Annotated in this window: 25 protein-coding genes, 1 tRNA gene and 1 riboswitch (1 of these 27 only partly in view); of the genes, 11 read left to right on the top strand and 15 right to left on the bottom strand. The window is 64.9% G+C overall.

The window, feature by feature from the left end:
- On the top strand, positions 1–1591 hold the 3' portion of the coding sequence (locus HUN39_RS10005; RefSeq protein ID WP_175094381.1) for a M23 family metallopeptidase. The gene continues 425 nt to the left of window position 1, outside the view; the window shows 1591 of its 2016 coding nt (coding positions 426–2016); the start codon falls outside the window, past its left edge; its stop codon occupies positions 1589–1591.
- A 47-nt stretch (positions 1592–1638) separates the two neighbouring features.
- Here the strand turns inward: HUN39_RS10005 and HUN39_RS10010 are convergent, their stop codons facing one another.
- Positions 1639–1905 carry a phosphopantetheine-binding protein gene (locus HUN39_RS10010; protein ID WP_175094382.1) on the bottom strand — a complete coding sequence of 89 codons (267 nt, stop codon included), beginning with the start codon at positions 1903–1905 and terminating at the stop codon, positions 1639–1641.
- Positions 1906–1934: 29 nt separating this feature from the next.
- Between HUN39_RS10010 and HUN39_RS10015 the strand changes: the two genes are divergently transcribed.
- The gene (locus HUN39_RS10015) at positions 1935–2279 is read left to right on the top strand and encodes a type II toxin-antitoxin system VapC family toxin (protein ID WP_175094383.1); all 345 of its coding nucleotides are present in this window, start codon (positions 1935–1937) and stop codon (positions 2277–2279) included.
- Here HUN39_RS10015 and gluQRS read toward each other — a convergent pair.
- From gluQRS to HUN39_RS10045, 6 genes are all read right to left on the bottom strand, one after another.
- Positions 2274–3137: a tRNA glutamyl-Q(34) synthetase GluQRS gene (gene gluQRS, locus HUN39_RS10020; protein WP_175094501.1), complete on the bottom strand. Its 864-nt coding sequence runs from the start codon at positions 3135–3137 to the stop codon at positions 2274–2276. The genes HUN39_RS10015 and gluQRS overlap by 6 nt on opposite strands.
- A gap of 79 nt (positions 3138–3216) precedes the next feature.
- Positions 3217–3846 (bottom strand): (d)CMP kinase, encoded by a 630-nt coding sequence (cmk, locus tag HUN39_RS10025; RefSeq protein WP_175094384.1) that lies wholly within the window; start codon positions 3844–3846, stop codon positions 3217–3219.
- Positions 3843–5189: a 3-phosphoshikimate 1-carboxyvinyltransferase gene (gene aroA / locus HUN39_RS10030; protein WP_175094385.1), complete on the bottom strand. Its 1347-nt coding sequence runs from the start codon at positions 5187–5189 to the stop codon at positions 3843–3845. Before aroA ends, cmk begins: the two co-directional genes overlap by 4 nt.
- Positions 5190–5303: 114 nt before the next feature.
- A tRNA-Gly gene (locus HUN39_RS10035) sits at positions 5304–5378 on the bottom strand.
- Between the two features lie 179 nt (positions 5379–5557).
- Entirely contained in the window at positions 5558–6562 is a 1005-nt protein-coding gene (locus HUN39_RS10040; protein WP_175094386.1) for a c-type cytochrome, read from the bottom strand.
- A 4-nt stretch (positions 6563–6566) separates the two neighbouring features.
- Positions 6567–7667, bottom strand: a complete 1101-nt coding sequence (locus HUN39_RS10045; protein ID WP_175094387.1) for a 2'-deoxycytidine 5'-triphosphate deaminase — start codon at positions 7665–7667, stop codon at positions 6567–6569.
- Between the two features lie 100 nt (positions 7668–7767).
- Positions 7768–7846: riboswitch (SAM riboswitch) on the top strand.
- A gap of 77 nt (positions 7847–7923) precedes the next feature.
- Between HUN39_RS10045 and HUN39_RS10050 the strand changes: the two genes are divergently transcribed.
- Entirely contained in the window at positions 7924–9129 is a 1206-nt protein-coding gene (locus HUN39_RS10050) for an O-succinylhomoserine sulfhydrylase (protein ID WP_175094388.1), read from the top strand.
- A 3-nt stretch (positions 9130–9132) separates the two neighbouring features.
- Here HUN39_RS10050 and HUN39_RS10055 read toward each other — a convergent pair whose 3' ends face one another.
- From HUN39_RS10055 to HUN39_RS10080, 6 genes are all read right to left on the bottom strand, one after another.
- Positions 9133–9270, bottom strand: coding sequence for a hypothetical protein (locus HUN39_RS10055; protein ID WP_175094389.1), 138 nt, complete (start codon positions 9268–9270; stop codon positions 9133–9135).
- 114 nt (positions 9271–9384) lie between these two features.
- A complete protein-coding gene (locus tag HUN39_RS10060) occupies positions 9385–9792 on the bottom strand; it encodes a hypothetical protein (RefSeq protein ID WP_175094390.1) in 408 nt (135 codons plus the stop codon).
- A gap of 4 nt (positions 9793–9796) precedes the next feature.
- A complete protein-coding gene (locus HUN39_RS10065) occupies positions 9797–10024 on the bottom strand; it encodes a hypothetical protein (protein ID WP_175094391.1) in 228 nt (75 codons plus the stop codon).
- Positions 10025–10137: 113 nt separating this feature from the next.
- A complete protein-coding gene (locus HUN39_RS10070) occupies positions 10138–10533 on the bottom strand; it encodes a DUF2946 family protein (RefSeq protein WP_175094392.1) in 396 nt (131 codons plus the stop codon).
- Positions 10534–10662: 129 nt separating this feature from the next.
- On the bottom strand, positions 10663–13248 hold the full coding sequence (locus tag HUN39_RS10075; RefSeq protein ID WP_175094393.1) for a TonB-dependent receptor: 2586 nt from the start codon (positions 13246–13248) through the stop codon (positions 10663–10665).
- Between the two features lie 150 nt (positions 13249–13398).
- A complete protein-coding gene (locus tag HUN39_RS10080) occupies positions 13399–13764 on the bottom strand; it encodes a hypothetical protein (RefSeq protein ID WP_175094394.1) in 366 nt (121 codons plus the stop codon).
- Between the two features lie 190 nt (positions 13765–13954).
- On the opposite strand from HUN39_RS10080, the gene apaG reads away from it, so the two are divergent.
- Positions 13955–14347, top strand: coding sequence for a Co2+/Mg2+ efflux protein ApaG (gene apaG, locus HUN39_RS10085; protein ID WP_014889499.1), 393 nt, complete (start codon positions 13955–13957; stop codon positions 14345–14347).
- Positions 14348–14356: 9 nt separating this feature from the next.
- Positions 14357–15514: an acetylornithine deacetylase gene (argE, locus tag HUN39_RS10090; protein WP_175094395.1), complete on the top strand. Its 1158-nt coding sequence runs from the start codon at positions 14357–14359 to the stop codon at positions 15512–15514.
- 10 nt (positions 15515–15524) lie between these two features.
- On the opposite strand, the gene HUN39_RS10095 is transcribed toward argE, so the two are convergent.
- Entirely contained in the window at positions 15525–15965 is a 441-nt protein-coding gene (locus tag HUN39_RS10095; RefSeq protein ID WP_175094396.1) for a hypothetical protein, read from the bottom strand.
- A gap of 253 nt (positions 15966–16218) precedes the next feature.
- Positions 16219–16461 (bottom strand): hypothetical protein, encoded by a 243-nt coding sequence (locus HUN39_RS10100; RefSeq protein WP_175094397.1) that lies wholly within the window; start codon positions 16459–16461, stop codon positions 16219–16221.
- 232 nt (positions 16462–16693) lie between these two features.
- On the opposite strand from HUN39_RS10100, the gene yajC reads away from it, so the two are divergent.
- From yajC to HUN39_RS10130, 6 genes are read left to right on the top strand one after another with little or no spacing between them, the layout of a single operon-like run.
- On the top strand, positions 16694–17317 hold the full coding sequence (gene yajC, locus HUN39_RS10105; RefSeq protein ID WP_232366027.1) for a preprotein translocase subunit YajC: 624 nt from the start codon (positions 16694–16696) through the stop codon (positions 17315–17317).
- Positions 17318–17353: 36 nt separating this feature from the next.
- Entirely contained in the window at positions 17354–18946 is a 1593-nt protein-coding gene (gene secD / locus HUN39_RS10110) for a protein translocase subunit SecD (protein ID WP_175094398.1), read from the top strand.
- A gap of 13 nt (positions 18947–18959) precedes the next feature.
- Entirely contained in the window at positions 18960–20027 is a 1068-nt protein-coding gene (gene secF, locus HUN39_RS10115; protein ID WP_175094399.1) for a protein translocase subunit SecF, read from the top strand.
- Complete coding sequence (locus tag HUN39_RS10120) at positions 20024–20401, top strand: Mth938-like domain-containing protein (protein ID WP_123176343.1); 378 nt, start codon at positions 20024–20026, stop codon at positions 20399–20401. Before secF ends, HUN39_RS10120 begins: the two co-directional genes overlap by 4 nt.
- Before the next feature lie 4 nt (positions 20402–20405).
- Positions 20406–21245 (top strand): phytoene/squalene synthase family protein, encoded by an 840-nt coding sequence (locus HUN39_RS10125; protein WP_175094400.1) that lies wholly within the window; start codon positions 20406–20408, stop codon positions 21243–21245.
- 36 nt (positions 21246–21281) lie between these two features.
- Positions 21282–22616: an ActS/PrrB/RegB family redox-sensitive histidine kinase gene (locus HUN39_RS10130; RefSeq protein WP_175094401.1), complete on the top strand. Its 1335-nt coding sequence runs from the start codon at positions 21282–21284 to the stop codon at positions 22614–22616.
- Positions 22617–22665 lie beyond the last annotated feature (49 nt).

Raw genomic sequence — 22665 nt, forward strand, 5'->3', positions numbered from 1 at the left:
GGCGCTCGCGCCGTCGAGCTTTGCAGGGGAAGTGCCTCCCTATAATCCGCTGAAGCTCATGACCGACGCCCGCGCTCCCGAAAACGCCGCCGAGGCCGATCTCGCCCCGGATCTCGCCGAAGTCTCGTTCGAGACCCGAGACCTCGCCGCCGTGCCGGTGACGGCTCAGAGTGCCCAATTGACGCTCGCCGAAGCGCAGGCGCAGGTGATTGAGCAGGTCAAATCCAGCCTCGCCGCCGGAACGCAAGCGGCGGCGCTGCCCCTGCCCGGCCAGATGCTGCTCACGCGCACGAGCCGGGCGGCGATCGACCCTCTCGCGCTCGCCTATGCGACCCCAGGCGGGTCGCTGACGCCCTTCTCCGGAATCGAAGTGCGCATGGTGGCGGAAAACGTCACCATCGCGCCGCGCGATACGCTGCAGCCGACACAGATGGAAGAGAAGCTTGTCGTCGTGAAGCGAGGACAGACGCTCGCCGACGTGCTGGACAGCGTGGACGTGCCCAAAGGCCGGGCCGCCGCAGTCGCCGCCGCATTCAAAAACAAACGTGGCGAGCCGGTGCGCGAAGGCCAGCGCGTCAAATTGCTCTTCGCCGACTTCGACGGCTCGGGCAAGAACATGCAGCTGGCCCGCATGTCGGTTTACAACGATGAAACGATCGAATCGGTCGTCGCTGCGACCGACAGGGGCGCATTCATGCAGACGCCGACGGCGCCCACGTCGCTCGCCAACAATGGCCGGTCGAAGTCGCACAATGAGGTCGAGGAAGACGAAGGCGCGATGCGCCTCTACGATTCTCTTTACGAAACCGCTCTCAAGCAGCAGATTCCGCGGCCGATCATCAATGAGCTCGTGCGGGTTTTCGCAAATGACGCCGATCTGCAGCGCGGCGTTTCCGGCGGCGATACGTTCGACGTCTTCTATGACGAAGCGGAGGACGGCGCGAGCGTGGGTCGCGACGCGCTGCTCTATGCGTCGCTGACGACCCGTAACGAGACTTATCGCTATTATCGCTTTTTTACCCCGGACGACGGGCTGCTCGACTACTACGACGAGAACGGCCGCTCGAGCCGCAAATTCCTTGTGCGCAAGCCAATCGCCATCGGCGAAACGCGCTCTGGCTTCGGCATGCGCCGCCATCCGATCCTCGGCTATTACAAGATGCACACGGGCGTCGACTGGGCGGCGCCGATCGGCACGCCGATTCTCGCGGCCGGCAACGGCACGGTCATCAAGGCGCAGTGGGATTCGGGCTATGGACGGCGCGTTGAGATCCAGCACGCCAACGGCTACATCACCACCTACAATCACATGTCGGGCTTTGCGCGCAGCGTGAAGGAAGGCATACGGGTCAAGCAGGGCCAGGTGATCGGATTCCTGGGCTCGACCGGATTGTCGACCGGACCGCACCTTCACTACGAGGTGATGGTCAATGGCCATTTCGTCGATCCGATGCGCGTCAAGCTGGCGCGCACGCGCGAGATCGAGGGCCGACTTCTCGCAGAATTCAGGAAAGAGCGCGATCGCATCGATTCGCTGATGGCGAAGGCGCCGAACAACAACGCGAAAGTGGCGACTCGTCAGGCCCGGTAAGCTTCGATCTCCGTTGCGGCCTCCGGGCTGGCCCCAAACGACCTTTCTTAGGCTGCCTGGCGCCATTCGTAGGCGGGAGCGAACTGGGCGGCGCGAACGCCCCGGACAATATTCTCTATCGTCGCCATCGTCCGGCGGTTGAGCGAGTCGCGCGGGAATTCGACGCGAAAGTCGCGCTCGATCGCGAGCAGCAGGCGAATCGCCGTATAGGGCGTCATGCCCAATTCATAGAGATTGGCGCGCGGCGTCAGATGGCTTGCCGGGATGCAGATCTGGGCTTCCTGATCGATCAGGCTTTGGATCGTCTCGAACATTTCGCTCTCCCTTGCCGCTTTGGATCTCAATGATCGAAAGCTACCCGGAACCCGAGAAAATGTTCGTGCGCCGACACACACGGAGCACCGCAGGGCGATCGGGAGAAGGGCTTCCTCATCCTGAGGAGCGTGCGCAGCATGCGTCTCGACGGACGAGCCTGCTGTCGCTTTTGCGCAATCTTCCGAGGGTGCCGCTTGCCAGCGCCGACGAAGTCCTGGAGTTGATTGACCGGCGCGCGTTGCATGGCGCGGGCATCGGATATGTCGACGCCCATCTGATCGCAGCAACGCTGCTCGCCGCGCCGGCGTCGCTTTGGACAGGGGACAAACGACTGCAATCCGCCGCAGCGCGCATCGGAAACTCGGTTCTATAGGCCCACGCGCCGGCGCACGTCGGCTGGCGTCCAGCCCTCCGCGCGCAGCGCCCGCAGCGCTGTCGAGGCGGCGCTCTTCGCAAGCTTCTCGCCGTTCTCGTCCAGAACGAGGCCGTGATGGCGATAATCCGGCGCCGGCAGGTCGAGAAGACCTTGCAGCAGTCGATGCAGGCTCGTCGCTTCAAACAGATCCTTACCGCGCACGACGTCCGTCACGCCCTGCAGCGCGTCGTCGATGACGACGGCGATATGATAGCTCGCCGGCGTATCCTTGCGCGCAAGGACGACGTCGCCCCATTCCGCCGGATCGGCGACAATGTCGCCGGCGTCAAATTCGCGCCACGAGAGCCCCTGCCCCGCCAGAGCAGCCGCCTTACGCATATCGAGCCGCAGCGCGACGCCGCGCTGCGTTAGGACCTCGCGCGCCGCACGTCGCGGCTTGTCGCGGCAGGTTCCAGGGTAAAGCGGCGCGCCATCGGGGTCGTGCGGCCAATTCGGTTTCGCAACGGCGGCGCGGGCGATGTCCGAACGCCGGCAATCGCAGGCATAAAGCAGCCCCTTGTCGTCGAGCCGTTCAAGCGCCCGCGCGTAATCGTCGAAATGTTCGGACTGGCGCCGCACGGGCACCTCCCATTCAAGCCCGAGCCAGGCGAGGTCTTCATAGATCGCCGCTTCGAACTCATTCCGCGCGCGGCCCGTATCGATATCCTCGATGCGCAACAGGAAACGCCCGCCGCATTGGCGCGCGAGATCGAAATTGAGGAGCGCCGAATAGGCGTGGCCGAGGTGCAGATAACCATTCGGCGACGGCGCGAAGCGGAAGACGCGCTGGCCACCCGCTGTCACTCCCGACGTCATTGCGAGGAGCGCAGCCACGACGCAATCCAGCCGCCCACCAACGCCTGAATTGCTTCGCTTCGCTCGCAATGACCAAACTTCAACGTCGCGCCTTTTCCACCATTCCCCGCGCGGCCGCGAAAGCCTCCTCGATGTCGAGGTCGGTCGTGTCGAGCGTCACCGCGTCGGCGGCCGCCTTTAAGGGCGCGGCGCTGCGGGCGCTGTCGCGGGCGTCGCGCTTCTTTACGTCTTCGAGAATGGCGGCGTAGTCGGCGTCTTCGCCGGCGCGCGCAAGCTCCAGAGCGCGGCGGGTGGCGCGCGTCTCCGGCGCCGCGGTGACGAAAATCTTCACCTTCGCGTCGGGGCAGATCACCGTGCCGATGTCGCGTCCGTCGAGGACGGCGCCTTCCGGCCGCGCCGCGAAGCCCCGCTGCATGTCGACGAGCGCCGCGCGCACCGCCGGCATAGCGGCGACGACGGACGCCGCCTCGCCCATGTCGCGCGCGCGCAGCCGCCTTTCGTCGAAGTCGGTGAGCGACAGGCTGCGCGCGGCGGCGACCGCAGCTTCGACGTCGTCGAGCGGGAGACCCTCCTCCAGCAGCGCGCAGGCCGTGGCGCGATAGAGCAAGCCGGTATCGAGATGCGGCAGGCCGTAATGCGCCGCAAGGCGTCGCGCCAGGGTGCCCTTCCCCGACGCCGCGGGGCCGTCGATGGCGATGACGAAGCTCACGAGAAGCGCGCTCCGAGTCGCTCCATCAGCGGGCGAAACGCCGGAAAGCTCGTCGCGATCATCGTGTCGTCGTCGACCGTGACTTTCTTCTCGGCGGCGAGACCCATGACCAGAAAGCTCATGGCGATGCGATGATCGAGATGCGTCTCGACCATGCCGCCGCCGGCGACCCTGCCGCCGCGCACGATCAAGTCGTCATCGATGATCTCGCAGCCGACGCCATTGGCTTTAAGCCCGGCGGCGACCGCCTCGAGACGATCCGATTCCTTCACGCGCAATTCGGAGAGCCCGCGCATCCGCGTCTCACCCTTGGCGAAGGAGGCCGCGACGGCGAGGATCGGATATTCGTCGATCATTGAGGGCGCCCGCGCCGCCGGCACATCGACGCCGGCAAGATGCGAGAAGCGCGCGCGAATGTCGGCGACCTCTTCGCCGCCCTCCTCGCGCCTGTTCTCCAACGCGATATCGGCGCCCATTTCCTTGAGCGTCGTCAGCAGACCGCTGCGCAGCGGATTGGTCATCACCCCTTCGATGACGATGTCCGAGCCCTCGATGATCAGCGCGGCGACGAGCGGAAAAGCGGCCGATGACGGATCGGCAGGAACCCGCACCTCCCGCGCGGTCATTTCCGGGCGCCCTTCAAGCGTAATCTTGCGGCCATGCGGGCCATGAGGCGCGCTTACGACCTTTGCGCCGAAATGCGCGAGCATTTTCTCGGTGTGATCGCGCGAAGCCTCGGCCTCGATCACCGTCGTCTGGCCGGGCGAATTCAGTCCGCAGAGCAGCACCGCCGATTTAATCTGCGCCGAAGCGACGGGCGTCTTGTATTCGACCGGCAAGGGCTCGCTCGATCCTTGCAGCACCAGCGGCAGGCGGCCGCCCTCGGCCTGCTCCAGAACCTGGGCGCCTTGCAGCGCCAGGGGATCGAGAATGCGCTTCATCGGGCGTTTCCGCAGCGAGGCGTCGCCGTCGAAGCGCGCGAGGATCGGGTGGCCGACGACGACGCCCATCATCAGCCGCGAGCCGGTGCCGGCATTGCCGAAATCGAGGGTCTCCGTGGGCTGCAGCAGCGAGCCGAGCCCGGCGCCCCAGACGCTCCAGCGACCGTCGTCATGGCGCAGGATCTTCGCGCCAAGCTGGCGGCAGGCCTGCGCCGTCCGCAACACGTCCTCGCCTTCGAGAAGCCCTTCGATCTTCGTCTCGCCGATGGCGAGCAGGCCGAAGATCAGCGCGCGATGCGAAACCGATTTGTCGCCCGGCGGGCGCACGCGGCCCTTAAGCGGCCCGGATTTATGGGCGCTGAGCGGCGCGGCGGGAGCATGGGCATGGGCGGCGTGCGGCATAGTCGCTTTCGGTCGAGCGCGATTCAATCGCCATCCGCTTCGCACTTTTGGCGACGATGCTCAACAGCGGCGGCCGGCGTCTGCGGGCGGATTTTTGCGTGGTTGGCTGGAGATTGGAGCGGGCGATGGGAATCGAACCCACGACATTCAGCTTGGGAAGCTGACGTTCTACCTCTGAACTACGCCCGCGCGCTCCTTGTGTAACGCGGGAGGCCGCCCGTTTCAACGGCGCAACCGAGCGCTCCACCCCACCCCGCGCCTTCGGCGCGACCCTCCCCCTCGAGGGGAGGGTAGACCGGCGCGCAGCACACACCCTCCCCTGGAGGGGGAGGGTCGGCGCGCAGCGCCGGGGTGGGGTGAAATTAAGCTCACCGTCCGCTGTTGGGATTCCTTACCTCCCCCTTCTCCTTCTCGATCTCTTTCAGCTTCGCGCGGATCGGGCCATAGGGCCCGTATTTGTGCTGCTCCTCGGAGAAGCCGTCGGCATAGGGGCCGTAAGGCGCGTCGATCGGCTTTTGCAGAAGGTCGGGAAAATCCCTTTCCAGCCCGGCGCGATGCGGCCGTGGCCTTGAGATCATCAGCGCCGCGACGTCCCAGGCCTCCTCCGGGGAAAGTCGCGGATGCAGATAATCGACGCCGTCCGGCATGTTGGAATGAATGAAAGTCGCCGCCGTGATCAGCCGCGCCATGCCGGCGCCGTCGTTGAAACTGTCCGCGCCCCAGAGCGGCGGAAAGGCGTAGCCGGCGCCAAGGCCTGGCAGGCTGTTCTGCACGCCGGCGCCGTCGACGTTGTGGCAGCCGATGCAGCGCGCCTGATAAATATCGCGCCCGCGCATCGGATCGGCGGCGCGGTCAAGCTCCGGCACGGTCCCCGCGCCGAGGCCCGAGAGCTTTTCTCCCTTGCGCACGCCGGTCGAGAGAAACTGAATATAGGCGACGATGGCGCGCATCGGCGCGGACGAAACCGGCAAAGGGCGGCCGTTCATGCTGCGCGTCATGCAAGAATTGATGCGCTCTTGCAGCGTGATCTGCGCGCCCGCGCGCGCGCTATAGGCGGGGAAATCCTCGGCGAGGCCAAAAATCGGCAGGCCGAATTTCTTCACGCCGGCGTCGAGATGGCAATTGCCGCAGGCGAGATTGTTGCCGGCATAGCGCTGCGCGGGGTCGGGCATATCCGGCCCAATATGGGAATAAGTCGCGGTGATGAGATCGCGCCCGTGGCGGATCAGCCGGCTATGCGCGTCGTAAGGCAGCGCGTCGACTTGCGGAACCGACCAGAACTTCGCGCTTGACGCGCCGAGTTCTTCCGCAGCGACGGAAGTCGCGAGCGCCAAGAGCGCGAAGAGCGCGCCGCCAGTAAGCGCCTTGCGCATGAGATCACTCCGCCATGAAATGTTTCGAGAGCTTGAGCCCCTGCCCCTGATAATTCGATACGCCGCTCTGGCCGTAAAGCGCCTTTGGGGTTTCCGCCATGCGTTCATAGACGAGGCGGCCGATGAACTGGCCGTCTTCGAGGATAAAGGGCACTTCGCGCGAGCGCACTTCGAGGACGGCGCGGGCGCCCGGCCGGCCGTCGGGGCCGGCGCCGAAGCCGGGATCAAAGAAGCCGGCGTAATGTACCCGGAACTCGCCGATCGCCGCGTCCATCGGCGCCATTTCGGCGGCGAGATCGGGCGGAATCGCGAGGCGCTCGTGCGAGGCGAGGATGTAGAAATCGCCCGGATCGAGAATGAGCCTTCCGTCGCGCGCCGGCAGCCGCTCCCAATAATCGTCGATGTGATAGGCGCCGATCCGATCGACGTCGATCACGTCGGTGTGCTTTTGCGCGCGATAGCCGATGATTCCCCCGAACGCGTCGGCGTCGAGCGCGACCCGCAGCACGACGCCGTCGCGCAAATTGAGCGGCCCGTCGACGAGCGGCGATGTGCGATGCAGTTCGGCGAGCGCCGCGTCGCCGAGCGTCCCGCCTTGCGATTCGCTCTGCGCATGCGCGCGAAAACGCAGTTGGTTCAATCGCGTGCCGGTGCGGACGCGCACCGAAAAGCTACGCGGCGACACTTCGGCGTAGAGCGGGCCGTGATATCCGGGCGCGACCTCGTCGAAGCGGTCGCCGCGATCCGTGATCAGCCGCGTGAAAATATCGAGGCGCCCCGTCGAGCTTTTCGGATTGGCGGCGCCGAGGACAGCGTCGCCGAGCGCCAGGCTTTCCAGAAGCGGCACGACATAGAAGCAGCCGCGCTCCAGCACGGCGCCGTCGCCTTCAAGCGACATCTCGTCATATTTGAGCGCGGAGAGGAGCTCGTCGACGCCGCGCCGCTTTCCCGGCAGAAAACTGGCGCGCACGCGATAGGCCTTGGGGCCGAGCCGCAGATCGAGACTGGCCGGCTGAATCTGCCCATGCGCCAAAGGCGCGGCAAGGCGGATCTGACCGGCCTCGGCCATCGCCTGAATCTGCCGGCTGGAAAGCACGCCGCCCATTCGTCTACCGCCCTGTCGCCTTTCCTTGCGCTGGCATAAGCGCCAAATCGCGTCGCCTTTCAAGCCAAGGCTGTTGACAGCTGAGGTTCCTCTGGCCTCTATAAGCGCACGTGGTTATTTGAGCCGGCCGGCTTGCCGCCACGAAAAACAACGCGCTAAAAGGCCGGGTCTCCCTATGGAAGCCCCGCTTTTTGCGTAGCAGCGCCGTTCGGCGCGCATCAAGCGAATGGCGCGCCTTCGCGCCGAGGGAGAACCAATGTCCGCCGACGCCCCGCCCCGCAGGCCGCTCAAACCCGCGACGCAACTCGTGCATGGCGGGACGCAGCGCTCTTCCTTCGGAGAATTGTCGGAGGCGCTCTACCTCACGCAGAGCTTCGCCTATCCGACGATGGAGGCGGCCGAGGCGCGATTCAAGGGCGACGAGCCGGGCTTCATCTATTCGCGCTTTTCGAACCCCACCGTGGCGATGTTCGAGCAGCGCATGTGCCTTCTGGAGGGTACGGAAGCGGCCCGCGCCACGGCGAGCGGCATGGCGGCGGTGACCGCAAGCCTGCTCGCCCAGCTCAAAGCGGGCGACCATGTGGTTTCGGCGCGCGCGCTGTTCGGCTCCTGCCTCTATGTCGTCGAGGATTTGCTGCCGCGATTGGGAATCGCTTCGACGCTCGTCGACGGCGCCGACCTCGAACAATGGAAGGCGGCCGTCCGTCCTGAGACGAAGCTCTTCTTCCTGGAAAGCCCGACCAATCCCGGGCTGGAGGTCTATGACCTCAAGGCGATCGCCGACATTGCGCATGAGGCCGGCGCGAAGCTCGTGGTCGACAATGTCTTCGCGACGCCGCTCTTGCAGAAGCCCTTCGATTTCGGCGCCGACGTCGTCGTCTATTCCGCGACCAAGCATATCGATGGGCAAGGTCGATGTCTTGGCGGCGTGATTTTGGCCTCGCAGGCGCTGATCGAAGAGAGCGTCCACAATTTCCTGCGCCAGACCGGTCCGGCCATGTCGCCGTTCAACGCCTGGGTGATGCTCAAGGGATTAGAGACATTGCCGCTGCGCGTCGCGCAGCAGACCGCGAGCGCGGCCAAAATCGCCGACTTTCTGGCGACAGAGAAGGCCGTCGGCCGCGTGCTTTATCCGTTCCGCGCCGATCACCCGCAGGTCGATCTGGCGCGCCGCCAAATGTCGGGCGGCGGCACGCTGGTGAGCTTTAGTATGGCGGGCGGCAAGCCCGCGGCGTTCCGTCTCGCCAATGCGCTGGACGTGATCAAGATTTCGAACAATCTCGGCGACGCCAAGAGCCTCATCACCCATCCGGCGACGACGACCCATCAACGGCTGACGCCGGAAGCGCGCGCGTCGCTCGGCATCGGTGACGGGCTGCTGCGTCTTTCGGTCGGCCTCGAGGACGCCGACGATCTCGTCGACGATCTCGCGCGCGGGCTGTGGGCCGCCGCGCGCGCCTGAGCTTTACGGCCGCGCGCGGGGCCGCCTCTCGCGGCGGGGGGGAATTTTCGCCTCCTGCATCGCGCAGTCGGCGACGAAACAGGACACGGCAAGTATGGCGCAAAGCGTCTCAAGCACGACGCCCGTGATCAGTTCGTTCATCAGCATGCCCTTTGGAAAGCAATCGTGGCGGAATGGTGAAAGTCGAAGCGGCGGCCCGCGGCGGCGGTGGGAGAAGAGAATTGACGCCGACGCAGGCCGTTTCGCGACGCAGCGCTAGGCCGCCGGCGGGGCGCGCGGGCGGTGCGCCGGGCTGGGACGGGGCGTCGGCGCGACGCAGTCCGCCACCGTCCGCGCGAGCATGAAGCTCGGGACGGGCGTCGCGCCGATCGGGCCGGGCCGCGCCGCGAGAGGCGCAAGACCGCTGCAAAACGCCTGACAGAGGATACAGGCGGAGCGATCGTCTTTGGGGCCCAGCCGCCCCGCAAGCGCGCCGGGTTGGGAGGCCCCCGGCGCGAAACAGATAAAGAGTTGAGCGATCAGACGCCCCCCGACGCCCGACTCGGCGACGCCGCGCGCGAGCGGCGCGACGGCAAAGAGCGACGCCGCCGAGAACAGCAGAATCGCACCAAGCCGCGCACGCGCGCGACGCAGCGAAGCGAGCCTGAACGCCGACGGAGACATCGGTTCAGGTCGCGTCGGTCAAAGGCCGCGAGAATCTCGCGCGGCGTTCGAGGTCGATGAGGCGGATGACGCGCTGGTCATTTCCACGCCACAGAGGCGTCGGCACGATTGCGGCGAGCGCCGCCATGCCGGGCGAATGACCCAGCTGCGCGCGCTCCCGCTCGATGAGAGATTCCAGCGTCGCGCCGGCGACGACGCTTTCCCGGCCGCTGGGGCTACGTTTACGAAACATGGGCTTACTCCCGATCCGCCGCTTTGGCGCGGCGTTGTCCTTAAGCTGCGCCCGATGCTGCGCGCGCCCGGAGTTCAGGCGAGAGCGCAAAGCGGCGCGGCAGCGTCGAAGGATCAGGAGTTGGCGGGAGGCGCTCGCGCCTGTCGGGAAAAATCCTGCAGGCGGGTCGGCAGGGCGCAGTCCGCCACCGTCCAATCAAGCGCTGTCCATTGGACGGGCGCCTTGCCGAGATGAATGACGCGTGCGGCAAGCGGCGCAACGCCATCGCAATGGTTTTGACAAAACAAACAGACGTCGCGGTGGCCCTTTGCGTGGCCTGGCGCCTGCGATCGGTCGCTCGAGGCGACGTCGGTAAAGCAAAATTCGCTGACGGCGTCTCCGGCGCCCAGCCGCGACGCGACCTGCGCCGCCGCAGGCGCGAAGGCCTGAACGGTCAGCGCGAGCGCGAACAGCAGAACTGTCAGCCAGTTACGACGCATAAAGTCTCGAGCCTTGGAATCGGCGCGCATGCGGAATTCACATGCGCGCATTGATGTAAGCAAAAAGCGAAGGCCACGACAAGTTAATCTTGGGGCGACCGCCTCGCCGCGGCAATGCGTCTCAGCAGGACGATCGCACGCTCGGAACGTCCTGGCGGCTCACCTGACCGCCGACGTGCCTCCGGAACCACCCCGGTCGATCGTTACGCCCGATCCGTCCGGGCCGCCGAAGTCATAGTTGAGCGCGATAAAGAAGGTGCGCTGCGGATAGGGATTCGGATTCACATAGGCCTTCCAGCGGCCGATGTTGTTCACGCCGACGGACAGCCACCAATTCGGCTCGAGCCGGTATCTCGCCTTCATATCGAAAACGAGGATTTCACTGTCCACATTGCCGTAATTGTTGTGGTTGAAGTCGGTGTTCGCAAAGGTGACGAACGCCGGGGACGAGTAGCGCGCGCCAAGGGCGAACGACATGTCGGGATTGGGGCTGTAGCTCGCGACCCCGCGAAAACGAATTCTCGGGACGCGCGGGAACTGATTGCCGGCAAAGAGAATGCTGTTGAGATTGCCGCTCGACAGATTGGTCTGAATTTTCGCGTCGGTGAAGGTCAGGCCGCCCTCGAAATCCAGTCCCGGAACGAGAATGTCTTTCATATGCGCCGCCGCCTCGATGCCGCGAAACCGAACCTTATCGAGATTGGCGTTTTGCGAGACCTGCGTGCCGAAGATGGAGAGCGCAGTCTGGCTGGCGATGGCGTTCCAGCGGTCGTCGAGGAACAGGCTGATGCGCGGGTTGAAGAGCCCGATCGCGCCGCCGAACGCGTCGACCGTCCGATACTCCCCGGTCAGATCGTAACAGGTGCAGATTTCAGGCTGCAAATTTGGATTGTTGATGAGCACCGAACTTGGGCTCGACAGGGACTGGAACAGTTCCGTGACTGTCGGGAAGCGGTAGGCGCGGGCGATCGAGCCGCGCAATGAAAGCTCTGGCGTAAAATAATACTCGAGCGCCGCCTTCGGCGAGAAGGCACCCTTATAGGAGTCCGGGAAATAGGTAATGTTCGCGGCTCTAAAGGGAAGGCCGACGATCGCCTGGCCCGCAGGGTTCGACGCGTTGGCGAACCCCCCAGTGCCGTTCATGCCGCCAAAGGCGCGCCACCACTCGCCGCGCGCGCCTGCGGTGAATTTCCAGTCCGGCAGAGGCCGCCAGACTTCCTGAACGTAGAGGCCTTTGGTTTCGGTTTTGCCGAAGTTCAACGCCTGGATCCCCATATAGTAATTATTGGGCCAGGACACGGTGCTGGTCTGCTTGGTCGCCAGCGAATAAAGATCGCCATGCGCGCCGAACGACACTTCATGCTTGCCGAGAATGTCGTAAGGCACGCGCCAGATGAAGCGCGCGTCGCCGGTGCGCCAGAACGTTCCGCCATTATTGGTGTTCAGACCGCGCGGATCGACATTATAGGCGGTTCCCGCTGCATTGATGCGTGGTCCGTAGGACTGCGCATTGTTGGTGAAGTCACGCAGGAAGTTGAACGAAGTCGCCGACAGATCGAAATCGAAGACGCCGCCGGTGTCCTGTCGAAGCTCCAGCGCCTGCATCAGGTGGTTTGCGGCGCCGTGCCCGGGATTGACGCCGCCGGGCGTGACGGAATACGGGCCAAGCTGCACGCGCCCGCTCTGGGTGTTGTAGATCGGCATGCCGTTCTTGTCGTTAATGAAGCTTTGGACGCTGGTGGTGTTGTTCAGCGTCCAGAAGCCGACCTGATATTTGGCGCGCAGAAGCGGCAAGATGTCATAAGAGACTTTGACCTTCGCCAAATCCGTTTGGACATAATCGGCGCCAGCCGCCGCCGTGATGATGCGCGGACGACCCTGTTGGTTGAAGTCCTGGAAGCCGCCAGAGAACGCCGAACCTGTGCCCGGCGTCAAAAAGTTGCCGGGGAAAGTTTGCGCCTGTCCTTGATTGTCCAGGTGTTCATAGCCGACCCAGTAACGGAAGTCGTTGATGCGATCTCCGACCAGGACGTTTGTCACGCCGCCGAGATTGAGTTCTTTCCTGCCATAGAGGCTGAACGGCTGCACCGCCACGGTGCCCATGGCGTGGACCTCGAAATCGTCCGGCATGCGCGTCGTCATCGTCAGCACGGCGCCGATCGAATTGCCCGGATAAAGCGCCGAGAACGGCCCGTACATCACATCGACGCGCGAAATTTCGGCGGGGGAAACCATGCCCCAGCGCGGCGCGAAGTTGAAGCTGTTGCCGAGCAGATTCGAGAGCAGCACATTGTCGGCATAGACAAGCGTCAGCGCGCTCTGAATGGTGCCCGTGGTGCGTGTCGAGACGATCGCGTTGCGATCGCCGATATAGCGCTCGCGAATGAGAATTGACGGCATATATCTGAACGCGTCGGAAGAGGTCATGATATTCGTGGTTTTTTGAATCTCTTTGCGCGTCCTGCTCTCGACGACCGCCGGAATGTTCGCCGGCAAGGTGCGGCTGAACGGCGCTGGCGTTGGCTCCGCGTAACGATCCGCCACAGCAGGCCCCGGCACAGGCGCCGCTGTGGTGACGCGTCCCTGTCCGCCGACGGGTCTGCCGACAGGACCCGGCCGCACAGGGCCGCGGACGCCGCCGACGCTGATCGTGGGAAGCGCCTGCTGCGCATCCGCGACCGACGGGGCGAGTAGGCTGATTACGGCGAAAGAGGTTCCTCCGAGGAGGCGAGAACGACGGATCATGACGGTGTTCCTTGGCGCCGACGCCAGTCGGCATAGGGAGAGCGGCCGCAACGTTGAACGCAACGCGCACGCGGACCAGTGATAATGGAGGCTGCTTTTTGGGCGGCAGATCGAGAACCGGACTGCGCGCTCTTGCGCGCGCCAGCGGTCTCAGGCGCGTGAGAGGGGCGGCGCCCGTGCGCTATGTGCGCGCGATGATCGCTCGGAGAGCGACAGCACCGCATATGTGGGCGCGTCGATCAGCGCATATTCGCCCAGCGCCACAACATGGTCCGAGGCCAGCGAAACCCATGCCGGCGGCGGTTCGCCACATAAGAGGCAGGATTGGCAGTTGTGCCGATGGCCAAGCCGATCGTTGGGCGCGGACTGTTCGCCTGCGCGCACCTGCTCGCAATGAGCTGCAAGCGTCTCTTCGGGAGAGATCGAAGCGGCGCGCGCCAGCCCGGCTCCGCCGGCGACGGTCTGGACGACCATGGCCAGGATAAGCAGCAGGGTGCGAAGCGTCGTGAACCGCATTTTGATTCCGGTCAAAACTGACAACCCACTATTTACAATTCACTGCATCGCGGATAGTCGCGGCGCGACGAAATGAGTCCGAAAAGCCGTTGGTGTGGCTATTGGGCCACAGTCTGTGATCGTTTGCGCGCCGATCGGCGCCCAATCAAAAACATTTCACTTTGCTGGCGCCCGTTCTAATCTTGCATCCATGTACATCTCCATCACCAGAGATATTCAGGTCACGGCGCTTCCCGACTTTCTGCCGGATCGCTCAGACCCCGACCAGGATCGCTACTTCTGGTCGTATACGATCGAGATCGCCAATCTCGGGCGCGTTCGAGTGCAGCTTCTGTCGCGTCACTGGATCGTCATCGACGCCAACGGGCGCCGCGAGGAAGTGCGCGGACCGGGCGTCGTCGGCGAACAGCCCGTGCTGGAGCCCGGGGAGACGTTTCGTTACGCCTCCGGCTGTCCGCTTGCCACGCCGTCAGGGATGATGCAGGGCAGCTATCGGATGATCACCGACGCCGGCGAAACCTTCGACGTCGAAGTGCCCGCTTTCTCGCTCGACAGTCCGCTGTCGCGTCCGACGCTGAATTAGGCCGGCGCGATGGACCGCCTGGAAGACGCGATCGACCTGCTCTCCCGATTGGTCGCTTTCGACACGGTGAGCTCCAAATCCAATCTGCCGCTGATCGATTTCGTCGAAGCTTACCTGCGCGAACAGGAGGTGCGCTTCGTGCGCGCGCCGAACGCCTCCGGCGATAAGGCCGCCCTCTTCGTCACGATCGGCCCCGACGCTGACGGCGGCGTGCTCCTGTCCGGCCACACAGACGTCGTGCCGGTCGCCGGGCAAGCCTGGAGCGCCGATCCGTTCACGCTGCGGCGCGACGCGACGCGACTCTATGGGCGCGGCGCGGTGGACATGAAGGGGTTCGACGCCGCTTGCCTCGCGATGATCCCGGAATTCAAGGCGGCGCGGCTGTCTCGGCCGATCCACATACTCTTGAGTTATGACGAGGAGACCACCTGTCTCGGCCCTCTCGACGTCATCGCGCGGTTCGGGGCCGACCTGCCGCGCCCTTCAGCCGTGATCGTCGGCGAGCCGACGTCGATGGAGGTCGCCGACGCGCATAAGAGCGTCGCCACCTATGTGACGCGCGTGCGCGGGTTCGAGATCCATTCGGCCAATCTGCATCGCGGCGTCAGCGCCGTGCATGTCGCCTGCAAACTCGTGTGCGAGCTGGAGCGCCTCGGCGAGGAGTTGCACGCCGCAGGCGATCCGAGCGGTCGCTTCGATCCGCCCTTCTCGACCATTCACGTCGGCGTGATTCACGGCGGAACGGCGCGCAATATCGTCGCCAAGGACTGTGAATTCCAGTGGGAGTTTCGAGCGTTGCCCGGCGCGCCGGCGAATTTCGCTTACGACCGGCTGGAAGCCTATTGCGAGGCTCTAAGACGAACGATTTTCGTCGGCTTTCCCGATGCCGGCGTCGAGACCACGATTGAGAATCAGGTGCCGGGGCTCGCGCCGCAGCCGGGCTCCGAGGCGGAGACCCTGGCGCTGCGGCTCGCCAAGCGCAATGGGACGATCGCCGTCCCTTATGCGACCGAGGCCGGTCAGTTTCAGCGCGCGGGCGTGGCCGTCGTCGTCTGCGGCCCTGGCCGCATCGACCAGGCGCACCAGCCCGACGAATTTATCGACATCGCCGAGTTGGCGGCCTGTCTTGAGTTCCTGCGTGGCCTAGCGCAGCAACTTCGCGCGTAAGAATCCTGCGTTAGCCGCAGACCCACATCCAGGTCTGACGGTAGGGATGCCAGCGCCAGCAACGGCCCACGCCGTAATCCCACCAGCGTCCGCGCCACCAACGCCCGCCGCCATGGCGCCCGCCGCCGCCTCCCCAGCCGCCGTGGTGACCGCCGCCGCCCCAGCCGCCACGGGGACCATGGCTGCCGCCGCCCCATTTGCCGCCGCCGCCCTGGCCACCGCCGCCTTGGCCGCCGCCACCCCATTTGCCGCCGCCACCGCCCTGGCCGCCGCCGCCCCATTTGCCGCCGCCGCCCTGGCCGCCGCCCATATTGCCGCCTTGGCCGCCTCCCCCTTGACCGCCACCGCCTTGGCCGCCTCCCCAGCCGCCGCCCGCGGCGCCGGCCGCAACGGGCATCGCCAGCGCGCCGATGAGCGCCGCGACCACAGAAATGTTCTTGAAAGCTGACATGACTCCACCTTCCGTTGAATTGCTCAGCGATCCGCGGTTCGGCGGAGGCTTGGGCTGAGGCATGACCCCACAGGTCTATGTGGCGTCGTTTGTACAATTTGCGAGCGATCCCTCTCCGGCGCCGCAACTGGGGGACTCGCGAAAGCGCATCGCCCGGCGACAGCGGTTCGAGTGGCCTCAGGCGTTGGCCAAGCAAGAGGCCTCTTCGGCCGCCGCCGAAGAGTTTAGATTTCTTGCTTGGGTTCGAAGCTGGTCAGCACACCCAATGCCACTGGCCGTACCACCAGCGCCAGCAGCCGCCGCCGTAACCGCCCCAGCCCCTGTGGCCCCAGCCGCCATGCCAGCCACCGTGCCAGCCATGGCCGCCATGCCAGCCATGACCGCCATGCCAACCATGGCCGCCATGGCCGCCATGCCAGTGGCCGCCTGCGGCGGCGGGGGAAGAGGCAAAAAGCGCTCCCGCCAAAAGCGCGGCGTAGGAAAGTTTCTTCAACATGATTTTCTCCTGACAACACAGACGCCCTTAAGGCGCCTTACACTGACTATGCTCTCCAGCGGCGAAGGGCGGTGCGTGGCCGCACATTCGGTTGCTCGCGCTTATGCGCGCGCATCACGTGAAGTCGGCCGCGCGCCATTGCTTTCGTGAAGTGACCGGCTATAGTCCGCGCCCGTTCGGCGCTTGGAAATAATCCGCGTCGGGCTCCGAGCCCTTTAAAGAGATTTTCGCGATGAAGCTGATCCCGGACGCTTTGGCCCAAGCCCAGACGCCCTCACCGCCTGCCGCCGAGACGCCTGCGAGCCCGCCGGCGCAGCCGACGGCGCCTTCCACGCCGGCGTCGCCAACTCCGCCACATCCGCCGACCGCCACCCAGACGGGTCAAGCCGTCGAGACGCCGCCCGAAGCGCACCAGCCTCCGACCATGCCGGAGATGCTCGGGCAGCTTATTCCCATCTTCGTGGTGATGGGCATCGTCTACATCTTGGTGATCCGCCCGCGCTCCCGACGCGAGAAGGAGCAGCTCGCGCAGCTGCGCAACGTCCGACGCGGGGACACGCTCGTCACCACGAGCGGAATCGTCGCCAAGGTGACGAAATCCATCGACGACGCTGAAATCGAGGTCGAGATCGCGCCCAACGTGCGGGTGCGCATGCTGCGCACGGCCGTCGCCGAAGTGCGCGCCAAGGGCGAACCCGTAAGGGAGGAGACGCCGCCGACCGCCAAGACTGGCGGAGCCAAAGGCGGCGGAAAGTCGGCGAAGTCTGCTGAAACCAAGTCGAGCGACGTCAAGACCGGCAACGGCAAGGCGGGCGACAGCAAGCCCGGAGACGCCGGATCCGGCTCGCAGAGCTGACGCGGATCCTTTCGATCACTAGCCGATAGCAGGACAATGCTGCGATTCTCGACCTGGAAATTTCTCGCCATTGTGGCGATGACTGTCGCTGCGGTGCTTGTCGTCGCGCCGAGCATGTTGTCGCCGTCCCATTATGAAGAGTTGAAGTCGCGCCTGCCCGCCTGGCTTACGCCTCCGACCATCGTGCTCGGCCTCGACCTGCAGGGCGGCTCGCATGTGACGCTCGAAGTGGATCAGGCGGATCTCATCAGCACGCAGGTGAAAAATCTGCGCGACGACGTGCGCCGAATCCTGCGTGAAGAAAAGGTCGCCATCTCCGGCGGCATCGGAACGACCACGCGCGGCGTACAGGTGCGCGTCGCCGACCCTGCGGATCGAGAGAAAGTCCTTCCAAAATTGCGGCAGCTGCGCAACAGCTTCAGCGGCGCTCTCATGGGCGGGCCTTCCCCGCTCGACGTCGAGGCGTCGCCGGACGGCCTCATCCGCGTGACCGTCACCGACGCGGGCATCACGGACAAGTCGCGCAAGGCCGTCGAGCAATCGATCGAAGTCATTCGGCGGCGCGTCGACGCCCTCGGCACGCGCGAGCCGAGCATTCAGCGTCAGGGCGACGACCGCGTGCTGGTGCAGGTGCCGGGCCTTCAAGACCCCGAAACGCTCAAGGAAATTCTCGGCAAAACCGCGAAGCTCGAATTCCGCCTCGTCGCCGATCCCGGCCAGAATCCGTCGGAAGTCGAGGAACTCGATCAGGTCGAACAGGAAGGCAAGCTCGGCGTCGAGAAGCAGGTGATGGTCAAGGGCGAGGATCTCACGGACGCGCAGCCGGGATTCGACCAGCAAAGAAGTGGCGAGCCGGTCGTCAATTTTCGCTTCAACATCCGCGGCGCCCAGGCCTTCGGCGAAGTGACTTCCAAGAACGTCGGGCGCCTCTTCGCGATCATCCTCGACAACAAGATCATTTCCGCGCCGCGAATCTTGACGCCGATCACCGGCGGCTCCGGCCAGATTTCCGGGCGCTTCACCGTTGAACAGGCGAACAATCTCGCGATCCTGCTGCGCGCCGGCGCGCTGCCGGCGAAGCTCAACATCGTCGAAGAGCGCACCGTCGGTCCGGGACTCGGCCAGGACTCGATCGACGCCGGCAAACGCGCCGCCTATGTCGGCGCGGGCCTCGTCGTCGTCTACATGCTCGTCACCTACGGCGTCTTTGGCGTCTTCGCCAATCTCGCGCTGTTTGTGCACATCGCCTTCATTTTCGCCGGCCTTGTGCTGCTCGGCTCGACGCTGACGTTGCCGGGCATCGCCGGAATCGTGTTGACGATCGGCATGGCGGTCGATTCGAACGTGCTGATCTACGAGCGCATACGCGAGGAAAATCACGCCGGGCGCTCCATCCTCGCCTCGCTCGACGCGGGCTTCACGCGCGCCTTCGCGACCATCGTCGACTCCAACGTCACCATGTTCGTTGCGGCGGCGATCCTTTATTTTCTTGGCTCGGGACCTGTGCGCGGCTTCGCCGTGTCGCTTGCGCTCGGCATTCTGACGACCATCGTCACCGCGGTGACCATGACGCGCATGATGATCGCCGTCTGGTATCATTACGCGCGGCCGACGAAACTGCCGATCTGAAGGGGCGACATTTATGAAACTTCTGCGCCTCGCTCCGGAGAACACCAAGTTCCCGTTCATGCGGTTCCGCCGCGTGAGCTATCCATTCTCGGCTGTGCTGTCGCTGATCGCGGTCGCCCTCTTCGTCTTCAAGGGCATGAATTTCGGCATCGACTTCGCCGGCGGCACGGTGATCGAACTGCGCGCGAAATCCGGCGCCGCGGAAGTCGGCACGCTGCGCACGCTTGGCGAAGGCCTCCAGCTGGGCGACATCGAGGTGCAGGCCTTCGGGAATCCGGCGGACGCCACATTGCGCTTCGGTCTGCAGCCCGGCGGCGACGTCGCCCAGCAGGCGGCGGTGGAACGCGTGCGTGGCGCCGTCGGCGGATATTATGATTTGCGCCGCGTCGAGGTCGTCGGCCCGCGCGTCTCAAACGAATTGGTGCAGTCGGGCACGCTCGGCGTCGTGCTGTCGATCATCGCGGTGCTGACCTATCTTTGGTTCCGCTTCGAATGGCAGTTCGCGATCGGCGCCGTGATCGCGACGATGCACGATCTGCTGCTCACCGTCGGCTTTTTCTCGATCACGCAGCTCGAATTCAACACCACATCGATCGCCGCGATCTTGACCATCGTCGGCTACTCGCTGAACGAAACCGTGGTGGTGCTCGACCGAATTCGCGAGAACATGCGCAAATACAAGAAACTGCCGACAGCGCAAATGGTCGACATGTCGATCAACGCCGTCCTGCCGCGCACGATCATGACCGCGACGACGGTGATGCTTGCGCTGTTCGCGCTCGTCGCCTTCGGCGGCCAGGTGATCCGCTCGTTCTCGGTCGCGATGATTTGGGGCATTTTCGTCGCGACCTACTCGTCAATCTTCATCTGCTCGCCGATGCTGATCTATCTCGGGCTGCGCAATGAAGACGCCGACAAGGCGGCGCAGAAGCACGAGACGGAGCGCAAGGCCGACGCAGCAGTTTCCGCGCGCGAGGACGTTGCGGAAGCGCCGCTCTCCGCGCCGCCGAAGTCCGCCGAAAAAGCGTCCGCGCCCTCTCGGAAGGCGTCCGGCAAACGCGCCAAGACGAGGCCGGCTTGACGGGCGGGTCCGGCGGCTATGTTCCCGGCCGTCACAAAATCGATGACTATGGCGGCGGCGGCTTCCGCTTCGCCGACATGTCCCACCGCGGCTCTATTCTCGCGCTGCCCTCCGGCGTGCGCGCCGTGCCTCTGACCAGCGCTGCGGAGATCGACGATTCTATGATCGATAGCGCGCTTTCCGAAAGCGGCGGCCTCGACGTGTTTGTTGTCGGCACCGGGAAGGATTTGTTGCCGCTTGCCGGCGGCCTGCGTGCGAAGCTGCGCGCGGCGGGCGTCGGTTGCGAAACCATGGCGACGGGAGCCGCCGTGCGGACCTACAATGTTCTCGTCGACGAGAATCGGCGCGTCGGCGCGCTGCTGATCGCCGTGTGACATCATGACCGCCGCCTCGCGGGAGCATTATGTGCAATGCGAGGAACTGCTGCGCGCGCGTGATCGCGACCTCTGGCTCGCCTGCCTCTTTGCACCCCAGGACGCGCGCCCGCACATTCATGCGCTCTACGCCTTCGCCCAGGAAACGGCGGACGTCAGCGGCAAGGTCACGCAACCGCTGCTCGGCGAGATGCGGCTGCAGTGGTGGGTCGACGCGCTGGAGGCCGACGCCGCGCAAGGCGAAGGCGTGCGCGCCAATCCCCTGGCCGACGCGCTGATCGACACGATCGAGCGATTCTCCCTGCCCCGCAGCGAATTCGTCGCGCTGGCGCAGGCGCATATTTTCGATCTCTACGACGATGCGATGCCGAGCTGGACGGCGCTGGAAGACTATTGCCGCGCTACGACGTCGGCCCCGATTCGCTGGGCGGCGCGAATTCTCGGCGCTGATCTTCAAGCCCCGTCGGCGGGGGCTTTCGATGAGGCGGGAGTCGCGCTCGGCCTCACGCGAATCTTGCGCGCTCTTCCTGAGGGTCCCCAACAGGAGAAATTCCTGCCGGACGAGGCCTTCACGCATGACGGCGGAGCCTCAGGCCGGCGCAGCGAGCTTGGTCCGATCGTGAGGAAATTGCACGCGCAGGCGCGCTCCCACTACGAGCGGGCGCGCCGGCTGGCCGTGGATCTCGGACCCGCCCGCGCCGCGCTGCTCCCGTGCGCCATCGCTCCACTTTATCTGGAGCGGCTGGCGCGAAGCGATTACGATCCGTTTCGCCCGCTTGGCGAACCCTCGCCGCTGCGGCGACAGTGGCGCATCTGGCGCGCGTCGCGCGGCGTGGGATTGTGACACGAGCCGGAAGCAGCGCTCCATGGAATTACTGAAATGACAACCGTCGAATATGATTATGACGCGCGGCGCCTGCGCATGGAGACGCTGCTCATGCTCCGCTGGGTGGCCATCACCGGTCAGGCGGCGGCATGTATCGGCGTCTATTTCGTTCTGGGATTCGATTTTCCCGTCGGCCTCTGCTTCGTCTTCATCACGGCGTCGGCGACGCTCAACATCGGCATGCGCTTCGGCACGCCGCGCAGTTTCCGCCTCGGCGACGTCGAGGCCGCCGTCCTGCTGGGATACGACATCATCCAGCTGGGATTTCTGCTCTATCTCACCGGCGGACTGACGAACAGCTTCGCGATGCTGTTTTTGACGCCGGTGATCATCTCCGCCGTGTCGCTGCCGAGCAACCTGACGCTGCTGCTCGGCATCGTCATGATCGCGGTCGCGACGGTGCTCACGGTCGAATATTATCCTTTGCCCTGGTATGCCGACGAAAAACTGACTTTCCCCATCCTCTACCGCACCGGCGTCTGGGCGGCGCTCGCGCTCAGCGCGGCGTTCATCGGCATCTACGCCGCGCGGGTGTCAGACGAGGCGCGGCTCCTCGCCGACGCGCTCGCGGCGACGGAATTGGTGCTCGAGCGCGAGCAGCACCTCTCGCAACTCGACGGCCTCGCCGCCGCCGCCGCGCATGAACTTGGCACCCCGCTCGCGACCATTACGCTGATCATCAAAGAATTGCAGAATTCCCTGCCAGAGAATGCGCCGGCGCTGCGCGACGACCTCGCGCTTCTGGCGCAGGAGACGGCGCGCTGCCGGGAGATCCTGGGCAAGCTGGCCTCGCTTGGCGCAACGGACCAGAGCAGCGTGATGAATCTGCTGTCGATCGACACGCTGATCCAGGAAGTGGTTGAGCCGCAGCGTGAGATCGGCGTTGAGGTCGAAATTTCCAAAAATGGACCCTCCGACCCGCCGGTGCTGGCGCGTAATCCAGCGATTCTTTATGGGCTGGGCAACCTTGTCGAAAACGCGATGGACTTCGCCCATTCACGTGTGAAGATCGACGCTTGGTGGAGTTCAAGCTACGTGACGATCGCCATTCAGGACGACGGGCCCGGCTACTCTCCAGACATTCTTGATCGTCTTGGGGACCCTTATCTGCGGGGTCGGCCGCTCGAACGGCGCACGAAAAACGATGCCGAGTCAGGGCTTGGCCTCGGCCTCTTCATCGCCAAAACCCTGTTGGAGCGCTCGGGCGCTACAGTCGAAACAATGAATGTTTCTCCGCCGCGCACTGGCGCGATCGCTAAAATCACTTGGCCGCGCGCCGCGCTCGAGCCCGCCGCGGCCAGGCCAAGGCTTCCCCAACAGGACAAATAGAATCGACGCGACGCTGGCGATAAGCTAGATTTGACAAAAATCAGGGTTG

Origin of the sequence: Methylocystis silviterrae (genome assembly GCF_013350005.1) — a bacterium.
GTDB lineage: Bacteria > Pseudomonadota > Alphaproteobacteria > Rhizobiales > Beijerinckiaceae > Methylocystis > Methylocystis silviterrae.